At 68.7% G+C, this 20,782-nt stretch carries 22 protein-coding genes; 15 read left to right on the top strand and 7 right to left on the bottom strand.

The window, feature by feature from the left end; genetic code table 11:
- Positions 1 to 6 precede the first annotated feature (6 nt).
- Complete coding sequence (locus SBI67_RS02710; protein ID WP_318979068.1) at positions 7 to 624, bottom strand: hypothetical protein; 618 nt, start codon at positions 622 to 624, stop codon at positions 7 to 9.
- Positions 625 to 654: 30 nt separating this feature from the next.
- Here SBI67_RS02710 and SBI67_RS02705 point away from each other — a divergent pair, with 30 nt between their 5' ends.
- From SBI67_RS02705 to SBI67_RS02680, 6 genes are all read left to right on the top strand, one after another.
- Positions 655 to 1,542 (top strand): phosphoribosylaminoimidazolesuccinocarboxamide synthase, encoded by an 888-nt coding sequence (locus SBI67_RS02705; RefSeq protein ID WP_318979067.1) that lies wholly within the window; start codon positions 655 to 657, stop codon positions 1,540 to 1,542.
- The gene (locus SBI67_RS02700; protein WP_318979066.1) at positions 1,539 to 3,662 is read left to right on the top strand and encodes a S9 family peptidase; all 2,124 of its coding nucleotides are present in this window, start codon (positions 1,539 to 1,541) and stop codon (positions 3,660 to 3,662) included. The genes SBI67_RS02705 and SBI67_RS02700 overlap by 4 nt, the downstream gene beginning before the upstream one ends.
- Before the next feature lie 48 nt (positions 3,663 to 3,710).
- The gene (locus SBI67_RS02695; RefSeq protein WP_318979065.1) at positions 3,711 to 4,274 is read left to right on the top strand and encodes a TetR/AcrR family transcriptional regulator; all 564 of its coding nucleotides are present in this window, start codon (positions 3,711 to 3,713) and stop codon (positions 4,272 to 4,274) included.
- A gap of 26 nt (positions 4,275 to 4,300) precedes the next feature.
- The gene (locus SBI67_RS02690; RefSeq protein ID WP_413232402.1) at positions 4,301 to 4,783 is read left to right on the top strand and encodes a glutathione peroxidase; all 483 of its coding nucleotides are present in this window, start codon (positions 4,301 to 4,303) and stop codon (positions 4,781 to 4,783) included.
- Between the two features lie 71 nt (positions 4,784 to 4,854).
- A complete protein-coding gene (locus SBI67_RS02685) occupies positions 4,855 to 5,565 on the top strand; it encodes a DUF2334 domain-containing protein (RefSeq protein WP_318979063.1) in 711 nt (236 codons plus the stop codon).
- 30 nt (positions 5,566 to 5,595) lie between these two features.
- The gene (locus SBI67_RS02680) at positions 5,596 to 7,236 is read left to right on the top strand and encodes an FAD-binding dehydrogenase (protein ID WP_318979062.1); all 1,641 of its coding nucleotides are present in this window, start codon (positions 5,596 to 5,598) and stop codon (positions 7,234 to 7,236) included.
- Here SBI67_RS02680 and SBI67_RS02675 read toward each other — a convergent pair.
- Entirely contained in the window at positions 7,149 to 7,742 is a 594-nt protein-coding gene (locus tag SBI67_RS02675) for a phosphatase PAP2 family protein (RefSeq protein ID WP_318979061.1), read from the bottom strand. The two genes, SBI67_RS02680 and SBI67_RS02675, sit on opposite strands and share 88 nt — an antisense overlap.
- Positions 7,743 to 7,789: 47 nt before the next feature.
- Positions 7,790 to 8,443 (bottom strand): MBL fold metallo-hydrolase, encoded by a 654-nt coding sequence (locus tag SBI67_RS02670; RefSeq protein WP_318979060.1) that lies wholly within the window; start codon positions 8,441 to 8,443, stop codon positions 7,790 to 7,792.
- A 79-nt stretch (positions 8,444 to 8,522) separates the two neighbouring features.
- On the opposite strand from SBI67_RS02670, the gene purS reads away from it, so the two are divergent.
- The 3 genes from purS (at position 8,523) to SBI67_RS02655 (ending at position 10,489) form a co-directional block, all read left to right on the top strand.
- Positions 8,523 to 8,762, top strand: coding sequence for a phosphoribosylformylglycinamidine synthase subunit PurS (purS, locus tag SBI67_RS02665; protein ID WP_318979059.1), 240 nt, complete (start codon positions 8,523 to 8,525; stop codon positions 8,760 to 8,762).
- Positions 8,759 to 9,448: a phosphoribosylformylglycinamidine synthase subunit PurQ gene (purQ, locus tag SBI67_RS02660; RefSeq protein WP_318979058.1), complete on the top strand. Its 690-nt coding sequence runs from the start codon at positions 8,759 to 8,761 to the stop codon at positions 9,446 to 9,448. Before purS ends, purQ begins: the two co-directional genes overlap by 4 nt.
- 192 nt (positions 9,449 to 9,640) lie before the next feature.
- Positions 9,641 to 10,489, top strand: coding sequence for a DUF4436 domain-containing protein (locus SBI67_RS02655; protein ID WP_318979057.1), 849 nt, complete (start codon positions 9,641 to 9,643; stop codon positions 10,487 to 10,489).
- A 13-nt stretch (positions 10,490 to 10,502) separates the two neighbouring features.
- Here SBI67_RS02655 and SBI67_RS02650 read toward each other — a convergent pair whose 3' ends face one another.
- Positions 10,503 to 11,300 (bottom strand): family 1 encapsulin nanocompartment shell protein, encoded by a 798-nt coding sequence (locus SBI67_RS02650; protein WP_266046753.1) that lies wholly within the window; start codon positions 11,298 to 11,300, stop codon positions 10,503 to 10,505.
- Positions 11,297 to 12,322, bottom strand: coding sequence for a Dyp-type peroxidase (locus SBI67_RS02645; protein ID WP_318979056.1), 1,026 nt, complete (start codon positions 12,320 to 12,322; stop codon positions 11,297 to 11,299). Before SBI67_RS02645 ends, SBI67_RS02650 begins: the two co-directional genes overlap by 4 nt.
- 51 nt (positions 12,323 to 12,373) lie before the next feature.
- Between SBI67_RS02645 and SBI67_RS02640 the strand changes: the two genes are divergently transcribed.
- From SBI67_RS02640 to SBI67_RS02620, 5 genes are all read left to right on the top strand, one after another.
- Positions 12,374 to 13,645 (top strand): M18 family aminopeptidase, encoded by a 1,272-nt coding sequence (locus SBI67_RS02640; RefSeq protein ID WP_318979055.1) that lies wholly within the window; start codon positions 12,374 to 12,376, stop codon positions 13,643 to 13,645.
- Positions 13,646 to 13,661: 16 nt separating this feature from the next.
- Entirely contained in the window at positions 13,662 to 14,012 is a 351-nt protein-coding gene (locus SBI67_RS02635) for a VOC family protein (protein ID WP_318979054.1), read from the top strand.
- A gap of 90 nt (positions 14,013 to 14,102) precedes the next feature.
- The gene (gene purL / locus SBI67_RS02630) at positions 14,103 to 16,400 is read left to right on the top strand and encodes a phosphoribosylformylglycinamidine synthase subunit PurL (protein ID WP_318979053.1); all 2,298 of its coding nucleotides are present in this window, start codon (positions 14,103 to 14,105) and stop codon (positions 16,398 to 16,400) included.
- Positions 16,397 to 18,115 (top strand): alpha/beta hydrolase, encoded by a 1,719-nt coding sequence (locus SBI67_RS02625; RefSeq protein WP_318979052.1) that lies wholly within the window; start codon positions 16,397 to 16,399, stop codon positions 18,113 to 18,115. The genes purL and SBI67_RS02625 overlap by 4 nt, the downstream gene beginning before the upstream one ends.
- Positions 18,115 to 18,714 (top strand): Rv0804 family intramembrane glutamic endopeptidase, encoded by a 600-nt coding sequence (locus SBI67_RS02620; protein WP_318979051.1) that lies wholly within the window; start codon positions 18,115 to 18,117, stop codon positions 18,712 to 18,714. The genes SBI67_RS02625 and SBI67_RS02620 overlap by 1 nt, the downstream gene beginning before the upstream one ends.
- Here SBI67_RS02620 and SBI67_RS02615 read toward each other — a convergent pair.
- Positions 18,711 to 19,124, bottom strand: coding sequence for a PPOX class F420-dependent oxidoreductase (locus SBI67_RS02615; RefSeq protein WP_318979050.1), 414 nt, complete (start codon positions 19,122 to 19,124; stop codon positions 18,711 to 18,713). The genes SBI67_RS02620 and SBI67_RS02615 overlap by 4 nt on opposite strands.
- Positions 19,125 to 19,165: 41 nt before the next feature.
- Positions 19,166 to 20,377, bottom strand: coding sequence for an MCE family protein (locus SBI67_RS02610; RefSeq protein WP_318979049.1), 1,212 nt, complete (start codon positions 20,375 to 20,377; stop codon positions 19,166 to 19,168).
- 17 nt (positions 20,378 to 20,394) lie between these two features.
- Here SBI67_RS02610 and SBI67_RS02605 point away from each other — a divergent pair, with 17 nt between their 5' ends.
- Entirely contained in the window at positions 20,395 to 20,778 is a 384-nt protein-coding gene (locus tag SBI67_RS02605; RefSeq protein WP_318979048.1) for a sterol carrier family protein, read from the top strand.
- Positions 20,779 to 20,782: the final 4 nt, after the last annotated feature.

Genomic DNA, 20,782 nt, shown 5'->3' with positions numbered 1-20,782 from the left:
AAATCGCTACGACTTGAGCCGGATGCCGGCGGCGTGCAGTTCCAGCAGGGCCAGGCCCCGGATGGCCATCCGGTCGTCGCGGCGCCAGGCACCGATCGGGTCGGGGTCGACGGCGGTGAGCTTGGCCAGCGGCCGGTTGGCCAGCGCGCGCATGGCCAGCAGTTCCTGGCCGGCGTGGCTGGAGGCCAGGGACAACACCATCAGCTTGCGGCGGAAGAATCGCACCCGCAGGAACAACCAGGGCATCGCGACGGCCAGGATCGGGGTGGCCGCCACCGCCAACGCCAGCACCCAGGCCAGCCAGCTCGCGGTCACGTCGAGGCTGTGCCCGGCGCCGGCGATCTCATCGGCGGCGCGGCTGGCCGCCTTCAGCGGGCCGGCCAGGGTGCCGCCGATCAGTGGCACGTCATCGGTGCTGTCACCGGCCGAGGCCAGGTTGCCGGACACTCCGTCGGCGCCGCTCTGCACCTGGCGGCCCACCTCGGAGATGGTGGCGACGGCCGCGTACACCGCCCCGCCCACCATCACCCAGATGGCGGTCCAGACGATGACCGCGATGTCACTGAGCAGCTGCACCAGCAGCCGACCCGGTTTGGTGGCGTAGGGCAGGTACCGCGAAGTCATGGTTCCGATCCCAGCACATAGGGTGGGCGGATGCGCCCCGCTCTGACCGACTACCGGCATCTGGCCAGCGGCAAAGTTCGCGAGCTGTACCGCATCGACGACGATCACCTGCTGTTCGTGGCCTCCGACCGCATCTCCGCCTTCGACTACGTTCTGGACACCGAGATCCCCGACAAGGGTCGGATCCTCACCGCGATGAGCGTGTTCTTCTTCGACCACCTCGGCGTGCCCAACCACCTGGCCGGCCCGCCCGACGACGAACGCATCCCCGCCGAGGTGCTCGGGCGCGCGTTGGTGGTCCGCCGGCTGGAGATGCTGCCCGTCGAATGCGTCGCCCGCGGCTACCTGACCGGGTCGGGTCTGATCGACTACCGGCAGACCGGAGCGGTATGCGGGATCGAGCTGCCCGCGGGGCTGGGGGAGGCCAGCAAGTTCGCGCAGCCGATCTTCACCCCGGCCACCAAGGCCGAACTCGGTGACCACGACGAGAACATCGCCTTCGACGCCGTCGTCACGCTCGTCGGCGAGCAGCGCGCGGCGCAGCTGCGCGACCAGACCCTGGCCGTGTACTCCAAGGCCGCCGACCACGCCCTGAGCAAGGGAGTGATCGTTGCCGATACCAAGTTCGAGTTCGGTGTGGACGCCGACGGCGAACTGGTGCTGGCCGACGAGGTACTGACCCCGGATTCGTCGCGGTACTGGCCGGCCGACACCTATCAACCCGGCGTGGTGCAGCCCAGCTACGACAAGCAGTTCGTCCGTAACTGGCTGACCGGGCCGGACTCCGGCTGGGACCGGCACGGCAGCACGCCCCCGCCGCCGCTGCCCGCGGAGATAGCGGCAGCCACCCGGGCGCGTTATATCGAGGCCTACGAGCGCATCTCGGGCCTGAGCTTCGGCGATTGGATCGGCGCATGAGCCAGACCGCACCCATTGCCAAGCGCGTTCCGAAGCGCCGCGAGCACCACGGTGACGTCTTCATCGACCACTACGAGTGGCTGCGCGAGAAAGACAATCCCGAGGTCATCGCCCACCTGGAGGCGGAGAACGCCTATGCCGACCAGGTCACCGAGCAACTGGCGCCGCTGCGGCAGAAGATCTTCGACGAGATCAAGGCTCGCACCAAGGAAACGGATCTGTCGGTTCCGACCCGGCGCGGCAACTGGTGGTACTACGCCCGCAGCTTCGAGGGCAAGCAGTACGGCGTCCAATGCCGCTGTCCCATCGCCGATCCCGACGACTGGACGCCGCCGGAGCTGGACGAGAACACCCCGATTCCCGGCGAGCAGATCCTGCTCGACGAGAACGTCGAAGCCGAGGGCCACGACTTCTTCGCACTCGGTGCGATCAGCGTCAGCATCGACGGCAACATCCTGGCCTACTCGGTGGACGTCAAGGGCGACGAACGCTACACCTTGCGGTTCAAGGACTTACGCACCGGCGAACTGTACGAGGACGTGATCGCCGGAATCGGCTCCGGAGTCACCTGGGCGGCCGACAACCGCACCGTCTACTACGTGACGGTCGACGACGCGTGGCGCCCGGACACCGTGTGGCGGCACCGGCTGGCGTCGGGGCTGCCCGCCCAGAAGGTGTTCCACGAACCCGACGAACGCTTCTGGCTGGCGGTCGGGCGCACCCGCAGCGACAAGTACGTGCTCATCGCGGCGGGCAGCGCCGTCACCACCGAGGTGCACTACGCCGACGCGACCGACCCCGAAGCGGAGTTCACCGTCGTGCTGCCGCGGCGCGACCTCGTCGAGTACTCGGTGGAGCACGCCGTCGTCGGTGGTGAGGACCGCTTCCTCATCATGCACAACGACGGCGCGGTCAACTTCACCCTCGTCGACGCACCGGTCAGCGACCCGACCGCGTTCCGCACCCTCATCGAAGGCCGCGACGACGTGCGTCTCGATGGGGTCGACGCATTCGAGAAGCACCTCGTGGTCAGCTATCGCCGCGAGGCGCTGCCCCGAATCCAGTTGTGGCCCATCACCGCCGACGGTTCCTATGGCGCGCCCGAGGAGATCGCCTTCGAGTCTGAGCTGATGTCCGCCGGCTTGTCGGGTAACCCGAACTGGTCCTCGCCGAAGCTGCGTGTCGGCGCGACATCGTTCGTGCTGCCGGTACGCATCTACGACCTGGACCTGACCACCGGCGAGCGCACCCTGTTGCGCGAGCAGCCCGTTCTTGGCGACTACCGGCCGGATGATTACATCGAACGTCGGGACTGGGCCGTCGCCGGAGACGGTGCCAGGATCCCGATTTCGATCGTCCACCGGGTCGGGTTGCCTTTCCCTGCGCCGGCGTTGTTGTACGGCTACGGCGCCTACGAGTCGTGCGAGGACCCGCGTTTCTCCATCGCCCGGTTGTCGCTACTGGACCGCGGCATGGTGTTCGCGGTGGCGCACGTGCGCGGTGGCGGTGAGTTGGGCCGGCCGTGGTACGAGAACGGCAAGATGCTGCACAAGCGCAACACCTTCACCGATTTCATCGCAGTGGCAGAGCATCTCGTGGAAACAGGCCTGACCCGACCGGAGAATCTGGTGGCTCTGGGCGGCAGCGCCGGCGGTCTGCTGATCGGCGCGGTGACCAACCTGGCGCCGCAGGCGTTCGCCGGGGTGCTGGCCCAGGTGCCGTTCGTCGACCCGCTGACCACCATCTTGGATCCGTCCCTGCCGTTGACCGTCACCGAATGGGACGAGTGGGGAAATCCGCTGGAGGACAAGAACGTCTACGAGTACATGAAATCGTACTCGCCGTACGAGAACGTCGAGGCCAAGGATTACCCGGCCATCCTGGCCATGACATCGCTCAACGACACCCGGGTCTACTACGTGGAGCCGGCGAAATGGGTTGCCGCACTGCGCCATGTCAAGACCGATGACCACCCGGTGCTGTTGAAGACGGAGATGGCGGCCGGGCACGGTGGTATCAGCGGACGCTACGAACGCTGGAAGGAAGCCGCCTTCCAGTACGCCTGGGTGCTGGCCACCGCCGACCGCGACCACTACGGCAGCGGTCAGGTGGACGGCTAGGTTCGTCAACACCCCAGTATCTTGACGCTGTCAAGATACGATGTCCGGGTGACCAAGCGGACGTACCACCATGGCGACCTGCGAGCGGTCATCCTTGCCGAGGCCGCGGCGCTGGTCGCCGAGCGGGGCGCCGACGGGATATCGCTGCGTGAGCTGGCCCGCTCGGCCGGGGTGTCGCATGCCGCGCCGGCGCACCACTTCACCGACCGGCGCGGGCTGTTCACCGCGCTGGCCGCCGAGGGCTTCCGGCTGCTGACCGTGGCGCTGGCCGAGGCCCGCCCCGCGTTCATCGACGCGGCCAAGGCGTACGTGCGGTTCGCGCTCGACCATCCCGGCCACTACGAGGTGATGTTCGACAAATCGCTGTACGACGAGCGCGACCCCGACGTGGTGGCGGCCGCCGCCGCGGCCGGAGCCGAACTCGATCGCGGTGTCGGCACCCTGACCGACCCGCACGCCACGGCCGACCCGGCCGGTGCCGCGCTGGCCGCCTGGTCGCTGGTGCACGGCTTCGCGCAGCTGTGGCTCAACGACGCCATCGACAAGAGACGCACCACCGGCGATCCGATCGCCACCGTCGAGAGGCTGGCGGCGATCCTGTTCGACGGCTAGCGTCGGGTGCCGTGAGCTCAGGACATATCAAAGACCTCCCGCTGACCACGCTGTCCGGCACTCCCACCACACTGGCCCACTTGTCCAGTGGCGCAACGCTGGTCGTCAACGTCGCCTCGCAATGTGGTCTCACCCCGCAGTACGGCGCGCTGGAACGACTGGCCCAGACGTACGGCGAGCGTGGCCTCACCGTCGTCGGGGTGCCCTGTAACCAGTTCATGGGCCAGGAACCGGGCACCGCCGACGAGATCCAGACGTTCTGCTCGACCACCTACGGCGTCACGTTCCCGCTGCTGGCCAAAACCGACGTCAACGGCGCCGACCGGCACCCCCTCTACGCCGAACTGACCAAAACCCCCGACGCCGACGGCGCGGCCGGCGACATCCAGTGGAACTTCGAGAAGTTCCTGCTGGCGCCGGACGGCACCGTGGTGAACCGGTTCCGGCCGCGCACCGAACCGGACGCGCCCGAGGTGATCGCGGCCATCGAAGCGGTACTGGCCGGATAACTGTCCCAGAAGTCAACTTCCGTGCGGGTGTTGGCAACCGTCGCGACACCTGACGTTGCCACACTGGGCGGGTGGCAGGAGAACTGATCGTCTCCCTCTCGGGCATCAGGGATCGCACCCTGACCGAGGTGGTGGCGTTCTGCACCGAACTGGACGCCCGCGGCGTGCCGCTATCGCTGATGGTCGCGCCGCGGCTCAAGGGCGACTACCGGCTGGAAAATGATCGCGAGACCGTGGACTGGCTCGCGCAGCGTCGCGCCCGCGGTGACGCGATCATCCTGCACGGTTTCGACGAGGCCGCCACCAAGACCCGCCGCGGTGAGTTCGCGGTGCTGCCCGCGCACGAGGCGAACCTGCGGTTGATGGGCGCTGATCGCGTGCTCGAGCACCTGGGCCTGCGCACCCGACTGTTCGCCGCACCCGGCTGGAACGTCTCGCAGGGAACGATCACCGCACTGCCGCGCAACGGGTTCCGGTTGCTGGTCGGCCTGTCCGGCATCACCGACCTGGTGCGGGACACCACCGTGCGGGCCCGGGTGCTCGGCATCGGCGAGGGGTTCCTCACCGAGCCGTGGTGGTGCCGGACGCTGGTGCTCTCGGCCGATCGCAGCGCACGGCGCGGCGGAACGATCCGGCTGGCGGTGTCGGCCCGCCAGCTGTCCAGCGACGGGACCCGTCGGGCCATCCTCGATGCGGTCGACCTGGCGCTCATGCACGGCTGCCTGCCGTCGCTGTACCGCTGGGCGGTGCCTGCCGCCATCACGAAGCCGGATGCCGCCTGACGCTCGGCGCTTCGGGATAACGTGGGCGGCATGGATGCCGACGTCATCGTGGTGGGGGCGGGACTGGCCGGGTTGGTCGCCGCCTGTGAGCTGATCGAGCGCGGCCGCCGCGTCCTGATCATCGACCAAGAGAACGCCGCCAACATCGGCGGTCAGGCGTTCTGGTCGTTCGGCGGGCTGTTCTTCGTCGACAGTCCCGAGCAGCGCCGGCTCGGTATCCGGGACAGCCACGAACTGGCCCTGCAGGACTGGCTCGGTTCCGCAGGTTTCGACCGGCCCGAGGACCACTGGCCCAAGCAATGGGCGCATGCTTATGTCGATTTCGCCGCCGGCGAGAAGCGTGCCTGGCTGCGCGCCCGTGGGCTGCAGACCTTCGCGTTGGTCGGCTGGGCCGAGCGTGGCGGCTACGACGCGCGCGGACACGGCAATTCGGTGCCGCGGTTCCACATCACCTGGGGTACCGGGCCGGCGCTGGTGGACATCTTCGCCCGCCGCCTGCTGGGTCACTCCGCCGTCCGGTTCGCCCACCGGCACCGCGTCGACGAACTCATCGTGGAAAACGGTGCCGTCGTCGGGGTGCGCGGGGCGGTGCTGGAATCGTCGACCGCCGAACGTGGTGTCGCGTCGTCACGGAACACCGTGGGCGAGTTCGAATTCCGGGCACAGGCCGTCATCGTGGCCAGCGGTGGTATCGGCGGCAACCATGACCTGGTGCGGAAGAACTGGCCGGCCCGGATGGGCACGCCCCCGGCGACCATGCTGTCCGGGGTGCCCGAACACGTCGACGGACGGATGATCGGGATCGCCGAGGCCGCAGGAGCGCAGGTCATCAACGCCGACCGGATGTGGCACTACACCGAGGGCATCACCAACTACGACCCGGTGTGGCCCAACCACGGCATCCGGATCCTGCCAGGCCCGTCATCGCTGTGGCTCGACGCCACCGGGAAACGCCTGCCGGTGCCGCTCTACCCGGGCTTCGACACGTTGGGCACCCTGGAGTACATCGCCACCACCGGCTACGACTACACCTGGTTCGTGCTCAACGCCCGCATCATCGCCAAGGAGTTCGGCCTGTCCGGGCAGGAGCAGAACCCGGACCTGACCGGGCGCAGCGTACGCGCCGTGCTGACCCGCGGCCGGGACGGCGGACCCGCCCCGGTGCGCGCCTTCGTGGACCGCGGCCCGGACTTCGTGACGGCAAACTCGTTGCGGGAGCTGGTATCCGCAATGAACGGCGTCGACGGCGTGGTTCCCCTGGACTACGCCACGGTGGAGGCCGAGGTGACCGCGCGCGACCGCGAGGTGGTGAACCGCTTCACCAAGGACGGGCAGATCACCGCGATCCGCGGGGCGCGCGGCTACCTGGCCGAGCGGGTGGCCCGGGTCGTCGCGCCGCATCGGCTGACCGATCCCAAGGCCGGCCCGTTGATCGCCGTCAAACTCCATATCCTGACCCGGAAGTCGTTGGGCGGCTTACATACCGACCTGGAATCCCGGGTGCTCACGGCCGGCGGCGGCACCTTCGACGGACTGTATGCGGCCGGGGAGGCCGCCGGGTTCGGCGGCGGCGGCGTGCACGGCTACCGCTCGCTGGAGGGCACCTTCCTGGGCGGCTGTGTGTTCTCCGGCAGGGCCGCGGGTCGCGCTGCTGCCCGGGACACCGCCTGAGGTCCGGCCGCGAGCACCGCCAGGCACACCATCGCGGTGGCCCACAGCCAGCCACCGAAGATATCGGTCAGATAGTGCAGGTCGGTCGCGGCCATGCCGAGCCCGCCGATCACGCTGACCACCACGGCCAGCGCCACCCGCCACAGCGCATAGCCGGTGGCCAGCACCAGCATCGCGGTGACGGTGGTGACGACGGTGGTATGCCCGCTCGGATAGGCGTAGGCCCATGAGGTGCCGTCGCCCTTGGTCCGGCCGAACAGCTTCTTGAGCACCCGCGATCCGATCAGCGCCACGGCCGGGCACAGGGCCGCCACCACCGCGACCCGCCATCGTCGTCGCCACAGCGCCACCAGTACCGCGACGGCCAGCAGCACGACCATCGCCACCCCCCAGGTGACGTAGAGCATCCAGATGGGGTCGCGGCCGAAGATCCTGTTCAGCACGGTCAGCGCGGTGGTGTCGAACGCGGTGTTGCCGTGCCCGACCAGCAGCCCGAGCCCTACCATGGCCGCGATGGCGATGGGCGGCCACCAGCGCAGCAGTGCGTGCCCGTTCAGAACTGCGTTCCGTTCTCCGCTTCGAGCACCTGGAAGTCGGTATCGGTCATCTCCGAGAGTCGGCCGTAGTAGATCCCGCGGGCCGACGGGTCGATGATGCCCTGATGGATCGGTACCGCCCGGGCCGGCGCCACCGCACGCAGGTAGTCGACGGCCTCGGCGATCTTCATCCAGGGTGCCGCCGCGGGGGTGGCCAGTACGTCGACCGGCTCGCCCGGGGCGAACAGCGCATCACCCGGGTGCATCAGCCGGGCCGGGTGGTCCCCGTCGCCGATCAGGTAGGACGTGTTGTCGATCACCGGGATGTCGGGGTGGATGGTGGCGTGCGTGCCGCCGACGCCGCGCACCGTCAGGTGACCGACGGTGAACGTGTCGCCCGCGTGCACGGCCGTCCACGGCTCGCCCAGCTGCGCCGCGGTCTGCGGATCGGCGTACAGCGTGGCCTGCGGATTCGCCTCCACCAGGGCGGGTAGCCGGGCGGTGTCGGCATGGTCGGGATGCTGATGGGTGATCAGGATCGCGTCCAGGCCCGTGATGCCCTCGAAGCCGTGTGAGAAGGTGCCGGGATCGAACAGCACCGTCGTCTCGCCCTCGGTGCCGTTGCCGAAGCTGGCCAGCAGGCAGGAGTGGCCGAAGTGCGTGAGTTGCATGGCTCCATTGTGGCTTGTATTCACGTCGGTAGAGTTACAGCCGATCAAGACCACATTTACCGCTCGTGAAGGAGTACCCGTGGCCCGCGTCGTAGTGCACGTGATGCCCAAGGCCGAGATCCTCGACCCGCAGGGGCAGGCGATCGTCGGCGCGTTGGGACGGCTCGGCCATGGCGGTGTGTCCGACGTCCGGCAGGGTAAGCGGTTCGAGCTGGAGGTCGACGACTCGGTGTCCGACGCGGCACTGACCGAGATCGCCGAGTCGCTGCTGGCCAACACGGTCATCGAGGACTTCGTCGTGACCCGGGAGCAGGCGTGAGCGCCCCTTCAGGCGGGGCGAAAGTAGGTGTGATCACCTTCCCCGGCACGCTCGACGATGTCGACGCCGCGCGCGCGGTGCGGCTGGCCGGGGGAGAGGCCGTGGCGCTGTGGCACGCCGACGCCGACCTCAAGGGCGTCGACGCGGTGGTGGTGCCCGGCGGCTTCTCCTACGGCGACTACCTGCGCGCCGGCGCCATCGCCAGTTTCGCGCCGGTGATGCGCTCCGTCGTCGACGCGGCCCGCGGCGGGATGCCGGTGCTGGGCATCTGCAACGGCTTCCAGGTGCTGTGCGAGTCGGGCCTGTTGCCGGGTGCACTCACCCGCAACGCCGGGCTGCACTTCATCTGCCGCGACGTGTGGCTGCAGGTGGCGTCGAACACCACGGCCTGGACCACCCGTTACGAGCAGGACGCCGACCTGCTGGTGCCGCTGAAATCGGGCGAGGGCCGGTATGTGGCCTCCGAGGCCGTGCTCGACGAACTCGAGGGCGAGGGCCGCGTGGTGTTCCGCTACCGCGAGAACCTGAACGGGTCGATGCGCGGGATCGCCGGGGTCAGCTCGGCCGACGGCCGGGTGGTGGGGCTGATGCCGCACCCCGAACACGCCACCGAGCCGCTGACCGGACCGTCCGACGACGGCCTGGGCCTGTTCTACTCCGCGCTGGATGCGGTGCTGACGGCGTAACTGCCGGTTCACCGCAGCAGTCCGGGTTGGGCTGGCTGTCAAAGCGCCGGATGGCCAAAAGTTTTGGGTTTTCCGACGAATCGCTCGCGTCCGTAGTCGACGGATTCGGTATCCCCGGACTTAGACTCCTGATGTTCGCGCCCGCTCTTCCGGTCCGGACATTCGGCGAGCGAGTTCATCTGAAAGGCCTTTATGAAAGTCCGTGTGGCCCTTGGCGTCTTTGTCATCATTGCGGCATACGTCACCACCATCATCCTGTACGCGGCCACCGGTCTCGGCGGTCCCCAGGCGCTACCGGTCGATCAGCCGGTGCCCGGCGCCACCTCGGTCGTGTTCGACCTGGAAGAGGTGCACGCAGTTAAGGGTGAGATGGTTGCCAACGTCACCGTGACGCCGGGGCCGGGGTTACTCGATCCGGTAACGCACGGCCTGACCGAAGACCTCAGTGTCGCAATCCATTCGGCCGTCACGCCGACCACGCGCAGCTGGGCCAAGGGCACCGTGCCGGGGGTGTTCCCCGTCGCGCTCACCATCGCGGGCAACCCCGGTGGGTACCCCTTTGACCGGTACAAATCCGGCCCCATCACCGTCGAGGTGGTGCAGGGGACCAACCGAGTCCCGCAGCGAACCTGGGCAACGTTCGTCGACAGGGTGCCCGGCTGGATGTTCAGCGTCCCCTCGCACGAAGCGTCCGACGCGTCCGCGGTGTACCGGGTTGACTTGCTTCGGTCGCCGAGCACCGCCGCGTTTGCCGCCATCATCTTGGGCGCACTGATCACCATTGCCGTGCTGGGCGTCGTCGTCGCCACGCAGACCCTGCGCAATCAGCGCAAGTTCCAACCACCGATGACGACGTGGTTCGCGGCGATGCTGTTCGCCGTCGTGCCGCTGCGCAACGCGTTGCCCGATGCGCCACCGATGGGAACGTGGGTGGACGTCACCGTGGTGCTCTGGGTGGTGGTGGCCCTGGTTGCGTCCATGAGCATCTACATCGCCTGTTGGTGGCGGCACCTCAAACCCGAGGGCGACGACAAGCGGTGAGCGCCCGGGCCGATCAGGCGCTCAGGGCGACCGACGCTTCGGCGGTGTAGTTCAGGAAGGTGAACGTCTCCTGCAGGTACAGCTGCACGGTCTGGGCGTCGTGGCTCAGATAGCCGATCGACACGTCGGTACCGATCTGCAGATCGAAATCGCCTCCGCGGGTTGACAACACGAAGGCTCCGTCGATGGCCGGGGCCCAGATGATGTCCCCGTCGACCACCCGGTTGAGGTGCTCGCGCAGCGGGTAGCCGTGTTCGGTGGTCTCGCTGACCTTGGTGTATGCGTCGGCCGACAGCAGCACCGAGTACGGGCCGTCGACACCGGCCAGCCGCAGCTCCGACAGCGCCTGGGCGATCACGTCGGGGTAGCCGCGCGGATCCTCGGGCAGCGCCAGGCCGGGGTTCGAGCTGGCCGCGCGGATGCCTTGGATGTTGGCCTCGGCATACCCTTCGAAGATCGCCCGGTCCTCGGCGAACGCCAGCTTCTTGGCGGCGTCCTTGACCGGGTCCCAGTCCGAGTCCTGCGAGCCGCGTTCGACGTCGTCGATGGCGTCGCGGGTGATGGTGAACGGCACCCGCAGCCGCACCAGCGGCCGGCTGTCGCGCAGGTGTGCGATCACGCCGTCACCGGGGGAGGTCACGTCCAGCAGGTGGCCGGTGGACACCGCGGCGGTGGTGGCGCCGGTGGGGCCGGTGCAGTCGACCACCCGGCGGCCGGCGATATGCCGTTTGAAGGTGCGGGTGGCCTCCTGCTCGATCTCGGCCCACGCCTCGTCGGTGACCGGCGCCAGTTCGCGGTACAGGTTGTTCATTGAGGTTGTCCTTTCAGGCTGCCGATCGACAGTGAACCGGAGTAGGGGGGCGTGACGGTGACTGTTGCGGGGGCGGGTGCGGCCGCCCCGGGCATGGGTGGCGGGTCGTCGAGGAAATTGGCGGTCGGGGTGAAGAACAGGCAACCGGTGACCGCGGTGGAGAAGTCCAGGATCCGATCGGTGTTGCCGGGCGGATCGCCGATGAACATGTTGCGCAGCATTCGCTCGGTGACCGCGGCGGTGCGGGAATACCCGATGTAGTAGGTGCCGAACTCGCCCTTACCGATTTCGCCGAACGGCATGTTGTGCCGCAGGATCTTCAGCTCGTTGCCCTGGTCGTCGGAGATGACGTTGAGGGCTACATGCGAATTCGCCGGTTTCACCGCGTCGTCGAGTTCGATGTCGTCGAGCTTGGTGCGGCCGATCACCCGCTCCTGCTCCTCGACGGACAGCGCGTTCCACGCCGAAATGTCGTGCAGGTAGCGCTGGACGTGCACGTAGCAGCCGCCGGCGAAATCGGGATCTTCGTCGCCGATCTGGCTGGCGCTGACAGCCACCGGGCCGCCCGGGTTCTCCGTGCCGTCCACGAAGCCCAGCAGGTCGCGGTTGTCGAAGAACTTGAAGCCGTGCACCTCGTCGACGATGGTGATGGCACCGTCCATGGCGGCGACGATCTTGCCCGCCAACTCGAAACAGACGTCCAGCGATTCGGCTCGGATGTGGAACAGCAGATCCCCCGGCGTCGAGGGGGCGCGGTGCCGCGGGCCCTCAAGGGCGATGAACGGATGCAACTCGGCCGGGCGGGGCCCGCTGAACAACCGGTCCCAGGCGTCGGATCCGATCGAGGTGATCACCGACAGGTGCTTGGCCGGATCGCGAAACCCTATGGCGCGGACCAGACCCGAGATATCGCCGAGGGCGTCGTGCACGGTCTGCTCGCCGCCGTCGTCGATGGTGGCGACCATGAAGATGGCGGCCGGGGTCAGTGGCGCGAGCACCGCCTGCGGAACGAGATCGGACACATCGCAGACCCTAGCGCGGCCGGACGTCGTCGCACCGGTCAAGATGAAAAGATGCCTGCTAGCCCCCAAAGCCTGTGTGAGTTCATCGACGCGTCGCCGTCCCCGTTCCATGTGTGTGCGACGGCCGCGCGGCTGCTGGCGGCCGCCGGGTACACCGAACTGTCCGAATCGGAGTCCTGGCCCGACACCGGCGGCAAGTTCTTCACGGTGCGGGCCGGCTCGCTGGTCGCCTGGGATTCGACACCCGGCGACGTCCCGTTCCGGATCGTCGGCGGTCACACCGACAGTCCCAACCTGCGGGTCAAACAGCACCCCGACCGGATGGTCGCGGGTTGGCAGGTGGTGGCGTTGGAACCCTACGGTGGCGCGTGGCTGAACTCGTGGCTGGACCGCGACCTCGGCATCAGCGGCCGGCTGTCGGTGGAGGAGGGTGGGCAGCTGACACATCGGCTGGTGCGCATCGACGACCCGATCCTGCGGGTGCCGCAATTGGCCATCCATCTGTCCGACGACCGCAAGGGTGTCAGCCCCGATCCGCAGCGGCACGTCAACGCCATCTGGGGGGTGGGCGAGCAGCGATCGTTCATCGGGTTCGTCGCCGAACGGGCCGGCGTACGCGAGTCCGAGGTGCTGGGCTTCGACCTGATGACCCACGACCTGTCGCCGTCGGCGATCACCGGCGCCGGACAGGAGTTCGTCAGCGCCCCGCGATTGGACAACCAGGTGACCTGTTATGCCGGGCTGGAGGCGCTGCTCGCCGCCGAGCCGCACAGTCACATCCCGGTGCTCGCGCTGTTCGACCACGAGGAGGTCGGTTCGCAGTCCGATCACGGGGCGCAGTCCGAACTGCTGCCGACGGTGCTGGAGCGCATCGTGCTGGCGGCGGGTCACGGTCGGGAGCACTTCCTGCGTCGCTGCGCCGAGTCGATGGTGGCCTCCGGCGACATGGCCCATGCCACCCACCCGAACTACCCGGACCGGCACGAGCCCGGGCACCTCATCGCCGTCAACGCCGGTCCGGTACTCAAGGTGCAGCCCAACCTGCGGTACGCCACCGACGGCCGGACCGCGGCGGCGTTCGCGCTGGCGTGCAGGCAGGCCGGGGTGCCGCTGCAACGCTACGAGCACCGAGCCGACCTGCCGTGCGGGTCGACCATCGGGCCGATGACGTCGGCGCGCACCGGCATCCCCACCGTCGACGTGGGGGCGGCGCAGCTGGCCATGCATTCGGCCAGGGAGGTGATGGGCGCGGCCGACGTCGCCACCTACTCGGCGGCCCTGCAGGCGTTCCTGGCGCCGGCGGCGGCCACTCGTCGGGGGTAGTGGTTATCCTCCGCCCATGGCCATTGGTGTGGAGATGATCACTGTCGATTCGCTCGATCCCGACCGCCTGGCGGCGTGGTGGGCCACTGCCACCGGGGGTGAGCTGACGGCCCTGATGCCCGGCGAATTCGTGTACGTAACGTTGGCCGGTGGCCTTCGGCTGGGCTTCCAGCGGGTCGACGATCCGACGGCCGGTAAGAACCGGGTGCATGTCGACTTCCACACGCAGGATCTGGAAGCCGAGGTCACCCGCCTGGTGTCGCTGGGCGCCACTGAGACCGGTAGGCACGATTTCGGCCCCGAGTTCCAGTGGGTGGTCTTCGCCGACCCGGACGGCAACGCCTTTTGCGTGGCCGCGTCCTCCTGAGCCCTGCCATCTGGTTGGCAGTGTTCTGCTCTGGGCGGACTGGGGCCGGTGCTGGTCGGCCGATATCCCCGGAACGAATAAACTGTGCCGGTGACGTCTGGTAACAGCCCCGAAGTAGACACCGTCGACCGGGCAGCCACCACCCCTGACCACCCGCAGCCCTACCGTGAACTCGGCCTCAAGGACGACGAGTATCAGCGCATCCGCGAGATCCTGGGCCGCCGTCCCACCGACGCCGAGCTGGCGATGTACTCGGTGATGTGGAGCGAACACTGCTCCTACAAGTCCTCCAAGGTGCACCTGCGCTACTTCGGCGAGACCACCACCGACGAGATGCGCGCCGGCATGCTGGCCGGCATCGGTGAGAACGCCGGCGTCGTCGACATCGGTGACGGCTGGGCCGTCACGTTCAAGGTGGAGTCGCACAACCACCCGTCCTATGTGGAGCCCTACCAGGGTGCGGCCACCGGCGTCGGCGGCATCGTGCGCGACATCATGGCGATGGGCGCCCGCCCGGTGGCCGTCATGGATCAGCTGCGGTTCGGGGCGGCCGACGCCCCGGACACCCGCCGGGTGCTCGACGGCGTGGTGCGCGGTATCGGCGGTTACGGAAACTCCCTCGGTCTGCCGAACATCGGCGGTGAGACCGTGTTCGACGCCTCCTACGCCGGTAACCCCTTGGTGAACGCGTTGTGCGTCGGGGTGCTGCGCAAGGAGGATCTGCACCTGGCGTTCGCGTCGGGCACCGGCAACAAGATCATCCTGTTCGGTGCCCGCACCGGCCTGGACGGTATCGGCGGTGTGTCGGTGCTGGCGTCGGAGACGTTCGGCGGCGACGAGGGCTCGGGCCCGGGCCGCAAGAAGCTGCCCGCCGTGCAGGTGGGTGACCCCTTCATGGAGAAGGTGCTCATCGAGTGCTGCCTTGAGCTCTACGCGGCCGACCTAGTGGTCGGCATCCAGGACCTCGGTGGAGCTGGATTGTCTTGCGCCACATCCGAACTCGCGTCCGCTGGGGACGGCGGCATGCGGGTCGAGCTGGAGACGGTGCCGCAGCGGGCGGCGAACATGACCCCGGCCGAGATCCTGTCGAGCGAGTCGCAGGAACGCATGTGCGCCGTCGTCACACCGGAGAACGTGGACAAGTTCCTGGCCGTCTGCCGTAAATGGGATGTGCTGGCCACCGTCATCGGCGAGGTCACCGATGGCGATCGGTTGGAGATCACCTGGCACGGCGAGACCGTTGTGGACGTGCCGCCGCGCACCGTCGCCCACGAGGGCCCGGTGTATCAGCGGCCGGTGGCCCGGCCCGACACCCAGGACGCGTTGATCGCCGACACCTCGGCCACCCTGCCGCGTCCGGCGACCGGGGCCGAACTCAAGGCGACTCTGCTTGCGCTGCTGGGCAGCCCGCATCTGTGCAGCCGGGCCTACATCACCGAGCAGTACGACCGCTACGTGCGCGGCAACACCGTGCTGGCCGAGCATGCCGACGGCGGGGTGCTGCGCATCGACGAGGAAACGGGCCGCGGGGTGGCTGTCTCGACGGACGCGTCCGGGCGCTACACCCAACTGGACCCGTACGCCGGCGCGCAGTTGGCGCTGGCCGAGGCCTACCGCAACGTCGCGGTCACCGGCGCCACCCCGGTCGCGGTGACCAACTGCCTGAACTTCGGTTCACCGGAGGACCCCGGCGTCATGTGGCAGTTCTCCCAGGCGGTCCGCGGTCTCGCCGACGGCTGCGCGGCCCTTGGCATTCCGGTCACCGGTGGCAACGTCAGCTTCTACAACCAGACCGGGACCACCGCCATTCTGCCCACCCCGGTGGTCGGTGTGCTCGGTGTCATCGACGATGTGAAGCGCCGCATCCCGACGGGCCTGGGTACCGAGCCCGGCGAAACCCTGCTGCTGCTGGGGGACACCCACGACGAGTTCGACGGCTCCATCTGGGCGCAGGTGACCGCCGACCATCTGGGCGGGGTGCCGCCGAAGGTGGATCTGGCTCGCGAGAAGCTGCTCGCCGAGGTGCTGACCGCGGCGTCGCGGGACGGGTTGATCTCGGCCGCGCACGACCTGAGCGAGGGCGGGCTGATGCAGGCCGTGGTGGAGGCCGCGCTGGCCGGTGAAACCGGTTGCCGCGTCATCATTGGAGAAGATGCCGATCCGTTCGTGACGCTGTTCTCCGAGTCGGCCGGCCGAGTACTGGTGGCGGTGCCGCGCACCGAGGAGAGCCGGTTCCGGTCGATGTGCGAGGCGCGCGGCCTGCCGGTCACCCGGATCGGCGTGGTCGACCAGGGCAGTGACGCCGTGGAGGTCCAGGACCAGTTCAGTGTGACGCTGGACGAGCTGCGCCGTACCTCCGAGGGTGTGCTGCCCGGGTTGTTCGGGTGATCGAGCGGACCGGTAGCCATCACCCACTGTTGGTGTGGGTCTGGAGCCTGGTCCGCCTCGACTTCGTCGGTATCGCCTTCGCTGCCGTGCTGTTCTGTCTGTCGTTGACGCCATCGCTGCTACCGCGGGACTGGCTGTTCGCCGGCTTGATCGGCGGTCTCAACGCGGCCATCGGATACGGCCTCGGCGTGGGTATCGGAAAACTGGTGTATCGCCTGGTTTTACGGCACCGGTCGTGGTGGCCGCCGACCCCACGGGTCACCCGCATCATCAAGGCCGCGATCGTGATCGCAGCGGTGGGGTCGGCGCTGCTGGTACTCATCCCGGCCGCGGCCTGGCAGCGGCAGGTGTCGGCGGCGATGGGTATCCAGGGGCCGGGCACCGTGGGCTACCTACGCACGCTGCTGGTCGCGGTGCTGGTGGCGGCGGCCGCGCTTGCCACCTGGCGGATACTCGTCGACGCGGTCAAAATGCTGGCCCGCCTGCTGATCAGGCGCTGGCGGCTGCACAGCGAGGTGGCGTTCTTCATCGGCACCGCCATCGTGGTGGCATTACTCATCACGCTCGTCAACGGCGTCCTCTACCGCGGTTTCCTGATCGGCGCCAGCAGCGTCTTCCAGCCACAGAACTCCACCACGCGGGCCGGCGTCAGCCAGCCACTGCAGTCGGAACGGTCGGGCAGCCCGACATCGTTCGCGCCCTGGGACACCTTGGGCTACCAGGGCCGCAACTTTGTCGCAGGCGGCCCCGATGCCACCGAACTCACCCGGGTCAACGGCACACCGGCCCGCGAACCCATCCGGTTGTACGTCGGGTTGCAGACCGCCGACACCCCCGAGAGCCGGCTCGCGGTGTTGCTCAGCGAGCTCGAGCGCACCGACGCCTTCGACCGCAAACTGTTGGTGATCGTCCCCACGACAGGAACCGGGTGGATCAATCCGGTTGCGGCGCGCGCCATCGAGATGATGTACAACGGCGACACCGCCCTGATCGGAATGCAGTATTCGTATCTGCCGAGCTGGATTTCGTTCCTCAGCGACCGGGAGACATCGGTGCAGACCGGCCGGATGATGATCGACGCCATCCACGACCGCTGGTCCCGACTGCCGAAGGAGCACCGGCCGAAGCTCGCCCTGTACGGCGAGAGCCTCGGGTCACTGGCCGGCCAGGGCGCCTTCGGCTGGCTGCCCGATATCGCCGCGATGGACTTCTCCTCGGTGCTGTGGGTCGGGCCACCCAACGAGAGTTCGTTGTGGAGCGGTCTGGTGCAGCGCCGCGACCCGGGCACCCCCGAGGTGCAACCCCGCTATGACAACGGCCGTACGGTGCGGTTCTCCCAAGCGCAGAGCTCCGAGGCGATCGCCCGGGTGGCGGCGGCCCCCTGGACCGGGACCCGGGTGCTGTACCTGCAGCACGCGTCCGATCCCATCGTCTGGTGGTCCCCGAAACTTCTGTTCTCCCGGCCGGATTGGCTGACCGAACCGCCCGGCGTCGACCGGACGGCTTCCATGCGCTGGTATCCGATCGTGACGTTCTGGCAGGTGAGTGCCGATATGACCAACGCCGCGGGCGTTCCCGGCGGCCACGGCCACAATTACGGCGACTCGGTGCTCGACGGCTGGGTGGCCGTCGCGCCGCCGGACGGCTGGACGCCGGCGGACACCGAACGGGTGCGGGCCGCGCTGCACCGCGACGAGAGCGACGACCAATACTGATGTCCGCCAGCATGTTCCGGGCCGTCGCACTGGCCGTGGGAGTGGCGGCGGGTAAGTCCGTGCTGACCCGCGCGCCCGCGCTGGCCGCAGCGGCGACGGCCGTGCTGGCCCTCAGCGGCGCCACCGTCGGGGTGCGGCGCCCGGTGCTGGCCGCGGGGGTGCGGCTGGGATTGGCGGTGGCGGTGCCGGTCGCGGTCGGGGTGGCCGCCTCGGCGGCGCTGCCGCCGGTGCGCGCCGGGATGGCGGCCCGGGAGCTGCCTGACGATTCCCTGCGCTGGCTGGTGTTGCGCATCCCGCTGGCCACCGTGTGGGCCGAGGAGGCGGCGTTTCGTGCCGGCCTGGGCAACGTCACCGCGGCGGCGTTCGGCCCGCGCGCCGGCCGGCTGGTCCAGTCGATTGCGTTCGGGCTCAGCCATATCGGTGACGCGCGGCGTACGCGAGAGCCAGTAGCCGCCACGGTCGTGGCGACCGCGGCGGCCGGCTGGGTGTTCGACTGGCTGTACCGGCGCTCGGGCAGTCTGGCGGCGCCGATGCTGGTGCACTTGGCGATCAACGAGGCGGGTGCGGTCGCGGCGTTGGTGGTGCAGCGGCGGGGCTAGACGTCGCGGATATCGGGCACCAGGTCGTGCGGGTCGGTGTCCTGATCGTCGATCCCGAAACTGATGATCCGGCGCGGTGTCACCCGGATGATCGCCGAATCCAGATGCCCGTCCGGGTCGGAGGCGGCTGTCGCCTGCTCGGCGGTGCCCCGGATCTCCAGGCAGCGCACCCGCCAGGGGTCGTGCGAGGCGATATCGTCGACGACGAAGGCCACCTTGTTGTTGTGCGCCAGACTCCGGTACTTGCGGCTGGCCGACATCCGGTAGCCGGCGATGTCGATGGTGCCCAGCTCGTCGTTGTAGGTGAAGCCGACCGGGCTGTTCTGTGGAGCGCCGTGCGGGTCGACGGTGGCCAGTCGGCCCAACACCGTGCCGCGCAGGAAGTCCAGTTCGTGCGGTTTGAAGGTCATGGCTGCCACGGTAGGAGCTCAAGAAAGGTTGAGGTCAACCCTCACGGGTTGATGGTGGGCTCGCCGACCTGACGGCCCCAGACGTACTCGCTGAAAATCGGTGAGCCCCATTCGAAATGGTTGTACGGCGCGATCGACAGTCCGGTGTCCATCACCAGATACGGCGCGGGCCACAGATCTTTGGTGATCTTCTGCCAGCAGCCGGGCTTGCCCTCCGGCCCACCGTGGGCGTTCACCCTGGGCAGGTTGTCCGGATAGACATAGGCGTTGGGCAGCCCGAACCCGAAGACCGTACCGTCGGAATCCAGCGAGTAGCCGTTGTCACCGCCGAACGTCGCCGCCATCAACGGTTCCACGTCGTGGTAGTTGCGGATGGTGCAGAACAACTGCGGGCTGTAGTGGTCGAACAGCGTCGCTGTCGGGATCAGGTCGGCGGCACCGCGCACCAGATAAGGCCCGCCGCGCTCCAGGACGTCACCGCCGAGGGCTCCGAATCCGACGGCGGCCAGCAGGGCCCGATCGATCGTCGCGCGTTCGTCGTCGAGTGTGGCGGCGGTGCGCGCCGCGTGGGTCAACCCGTCGAACAGATCAGGAGCCGCGTCGGCGTAGCGATCGCCCAGGTCGGCCAGGGCACGGATGTCACGCCGGAACTGAGCGGTCCGGGCGTTGGCGTCGGCGAGGATGTCGTCGGCATCCGACAGGGACCGGCCGAAGCTGTCACCCATCCCGCTCAGCGCGTCGGCCGCGGCGGTCAGGGTGAGATTGAGCTTGACCGGGTCGACCCGCTCCGAGATGGCCAGTACCGTCTCGAAAAGCGAGTTGAACTCGGTGCTCACCCACGTCGCGGTGATCTCGCCGGATGCGGAGATGTGCTGCGAAGCAGGGTGTTCCGGTGACCTGAGGGCGATGTACTTGTTGCCGAACACGGTGGTGGCGTTGATATCCGCGGTGACGTTGGCCGGAATCAGCGCCAGGTAGCGCGGTTCGATCTGCACCGTCAACCGGGCGTGCGGCACCCCGCCCACGTCGGCGGGGGACACCATCTGTACCCGCCCGATCTCCACACCGTTGAAGGTCACCTTGGATCCCGGGTCCACGCCGAGGCCGGCCCGCGGGGACAGCACGGTCAGGGCCGCCCGGTACCGGAAATCGCCACGGAACTGCAGGTAGATGAGTACCGCCAGCACCGTGAGCACTGCCAATGCGACCGCCCCGACGGTGCGGTGAGGCACTGCGAAGCGCTCGGCGGCCACCTTGCGACACTAATGGGATGGCGGCGCGGCGCACGGCAGATCCGGAACAGACGCGGGCCGCGGTGCTCGCGGTCGCCGACTGGCTTCGCGACGACAGTGTGCCGAGCCCCGACCGCCCGGTGCTTGCCGAGGCGGTGCGCCTCACCGCACGCACGCTGGCCGCGCTGGCCCCCGGTGCCAGTGTCGAGGTGCGTGTCCCGCCCTTCGTCGCGGTGCAGTGCATCGAGGGACCGCGGCACACCCGCGGTACCCCGCCGAACGTGGTGGAAGCCGATCCGCGGACCTGGCTTCGGCTGGCCACCGGCTTACTGCGCATCGATGCGGCGCCCGGCCTGACCATGTCGGGCTCGCGGGCCGCCGAGATCGCCGACTGGCTGCCCGTGGTGCCGCTGCCGGACTGAACCC

It is taken from the genome of Mycolicibacterium chengduense (assembly GCF_033741155.1).
Lineage (GTDB): Bacteria > Actinomycetota > Actinomycetes > Mycobacteriales > Mycobacteriaceae > Mycobacterium.
This window is presented reverse-complemented; position numbering and strand designations above follow the sequence as displayed.

Coding starts and splice junctions, on each gene's coding strand:
- SBI67_RS02680 (WP_318979062.1), top strand. CDS start 5,596: ATGGATGCCGACGTCATCGTGGTGGGGGCGGGACTGGCCGGGTTGGTC.
- SBI67_RS02705 (WP_318979067.1), top strand. CDS start 655: ATGCGCCCCGCTCTGACCGACTACCGGCATCTGGCCAGCGGCAAAGTT.
- SBI67_RS02675 (WP_318979061.1), bottom strand. CDS start 7,742: ATGGTAGGGCTCGGGCTGCTGGTCGGGCACGGCAACACCGCGTTCGAC.
- SBI67_RS02640 (WP_318979055.1), top strand. CDS start 12,374: ATGCCTGCTAGCCCCCAAAGCCTGTGTGAGTTCATCGACGCGTCGCCG.
- SBI67_RS02700 (WP_318979066.1), top strand. CDS start 1,539: ATGAGCCAGACCGCACCCATTGCCAAGCGCGTTCCGAAGCGCCGCGAG.
- SBI67_RS02635 (WP_318979054.1), top strand. CDS start 13,662: ATGGCCATTGGTGTGGAGATGATCACTGTCGATTCGCTCGATCCCGAC.
- SBI67_RS02615 (WP_318979050.1), bottom strand. CDS start 19,124: ATGACCTTCAAACCGCACGAACTGGACTTCCTGCGCGGCACGGTGTTG.
- SBI67_RS02655 (WP_318979057.1), top strand. CDS start 9,641: ATGAAAGTCCGTGTGGCCCTTGGCGTCTTTGTCATCATTGCGGCATAC.
- SBI67_RS02670 (WP_318979060.1), bottom strand. CDS start 8,443: ATGCAACTCACGCACTTCGGCCACTCCTGCCTGCTGGCCAGCTTCGGC.
- SBI67_RS02710 (WP_318979068.1), bottom strand. CDS start 624: ATGACTTCGCGGTACCTGCCCTACGCCACCAAACCGGGTCGGCTGCTG.
- SBI67_RS02650 (WP_266046753.1), bottom strand. CDS start 11,300: ATGAACAACCTGTACCGCGAACTGGCGCCGGTCACCGACGAGGCGTGG.
- SBI67_RS02620 (WP_318979051.1), top strand. CDS start 18,115: ATGTCCGCCAGCATGTTCCGGGCCGTCGCACTGGCCGTGGGAGTGGCG.
- SBI67_RS02605 (WP_318979048.1), top strand. CDS start 20,395: ATGGCGGCGCGGCGCACGGCAGATCCGGAACAGACGCGGGCCGCGGTG.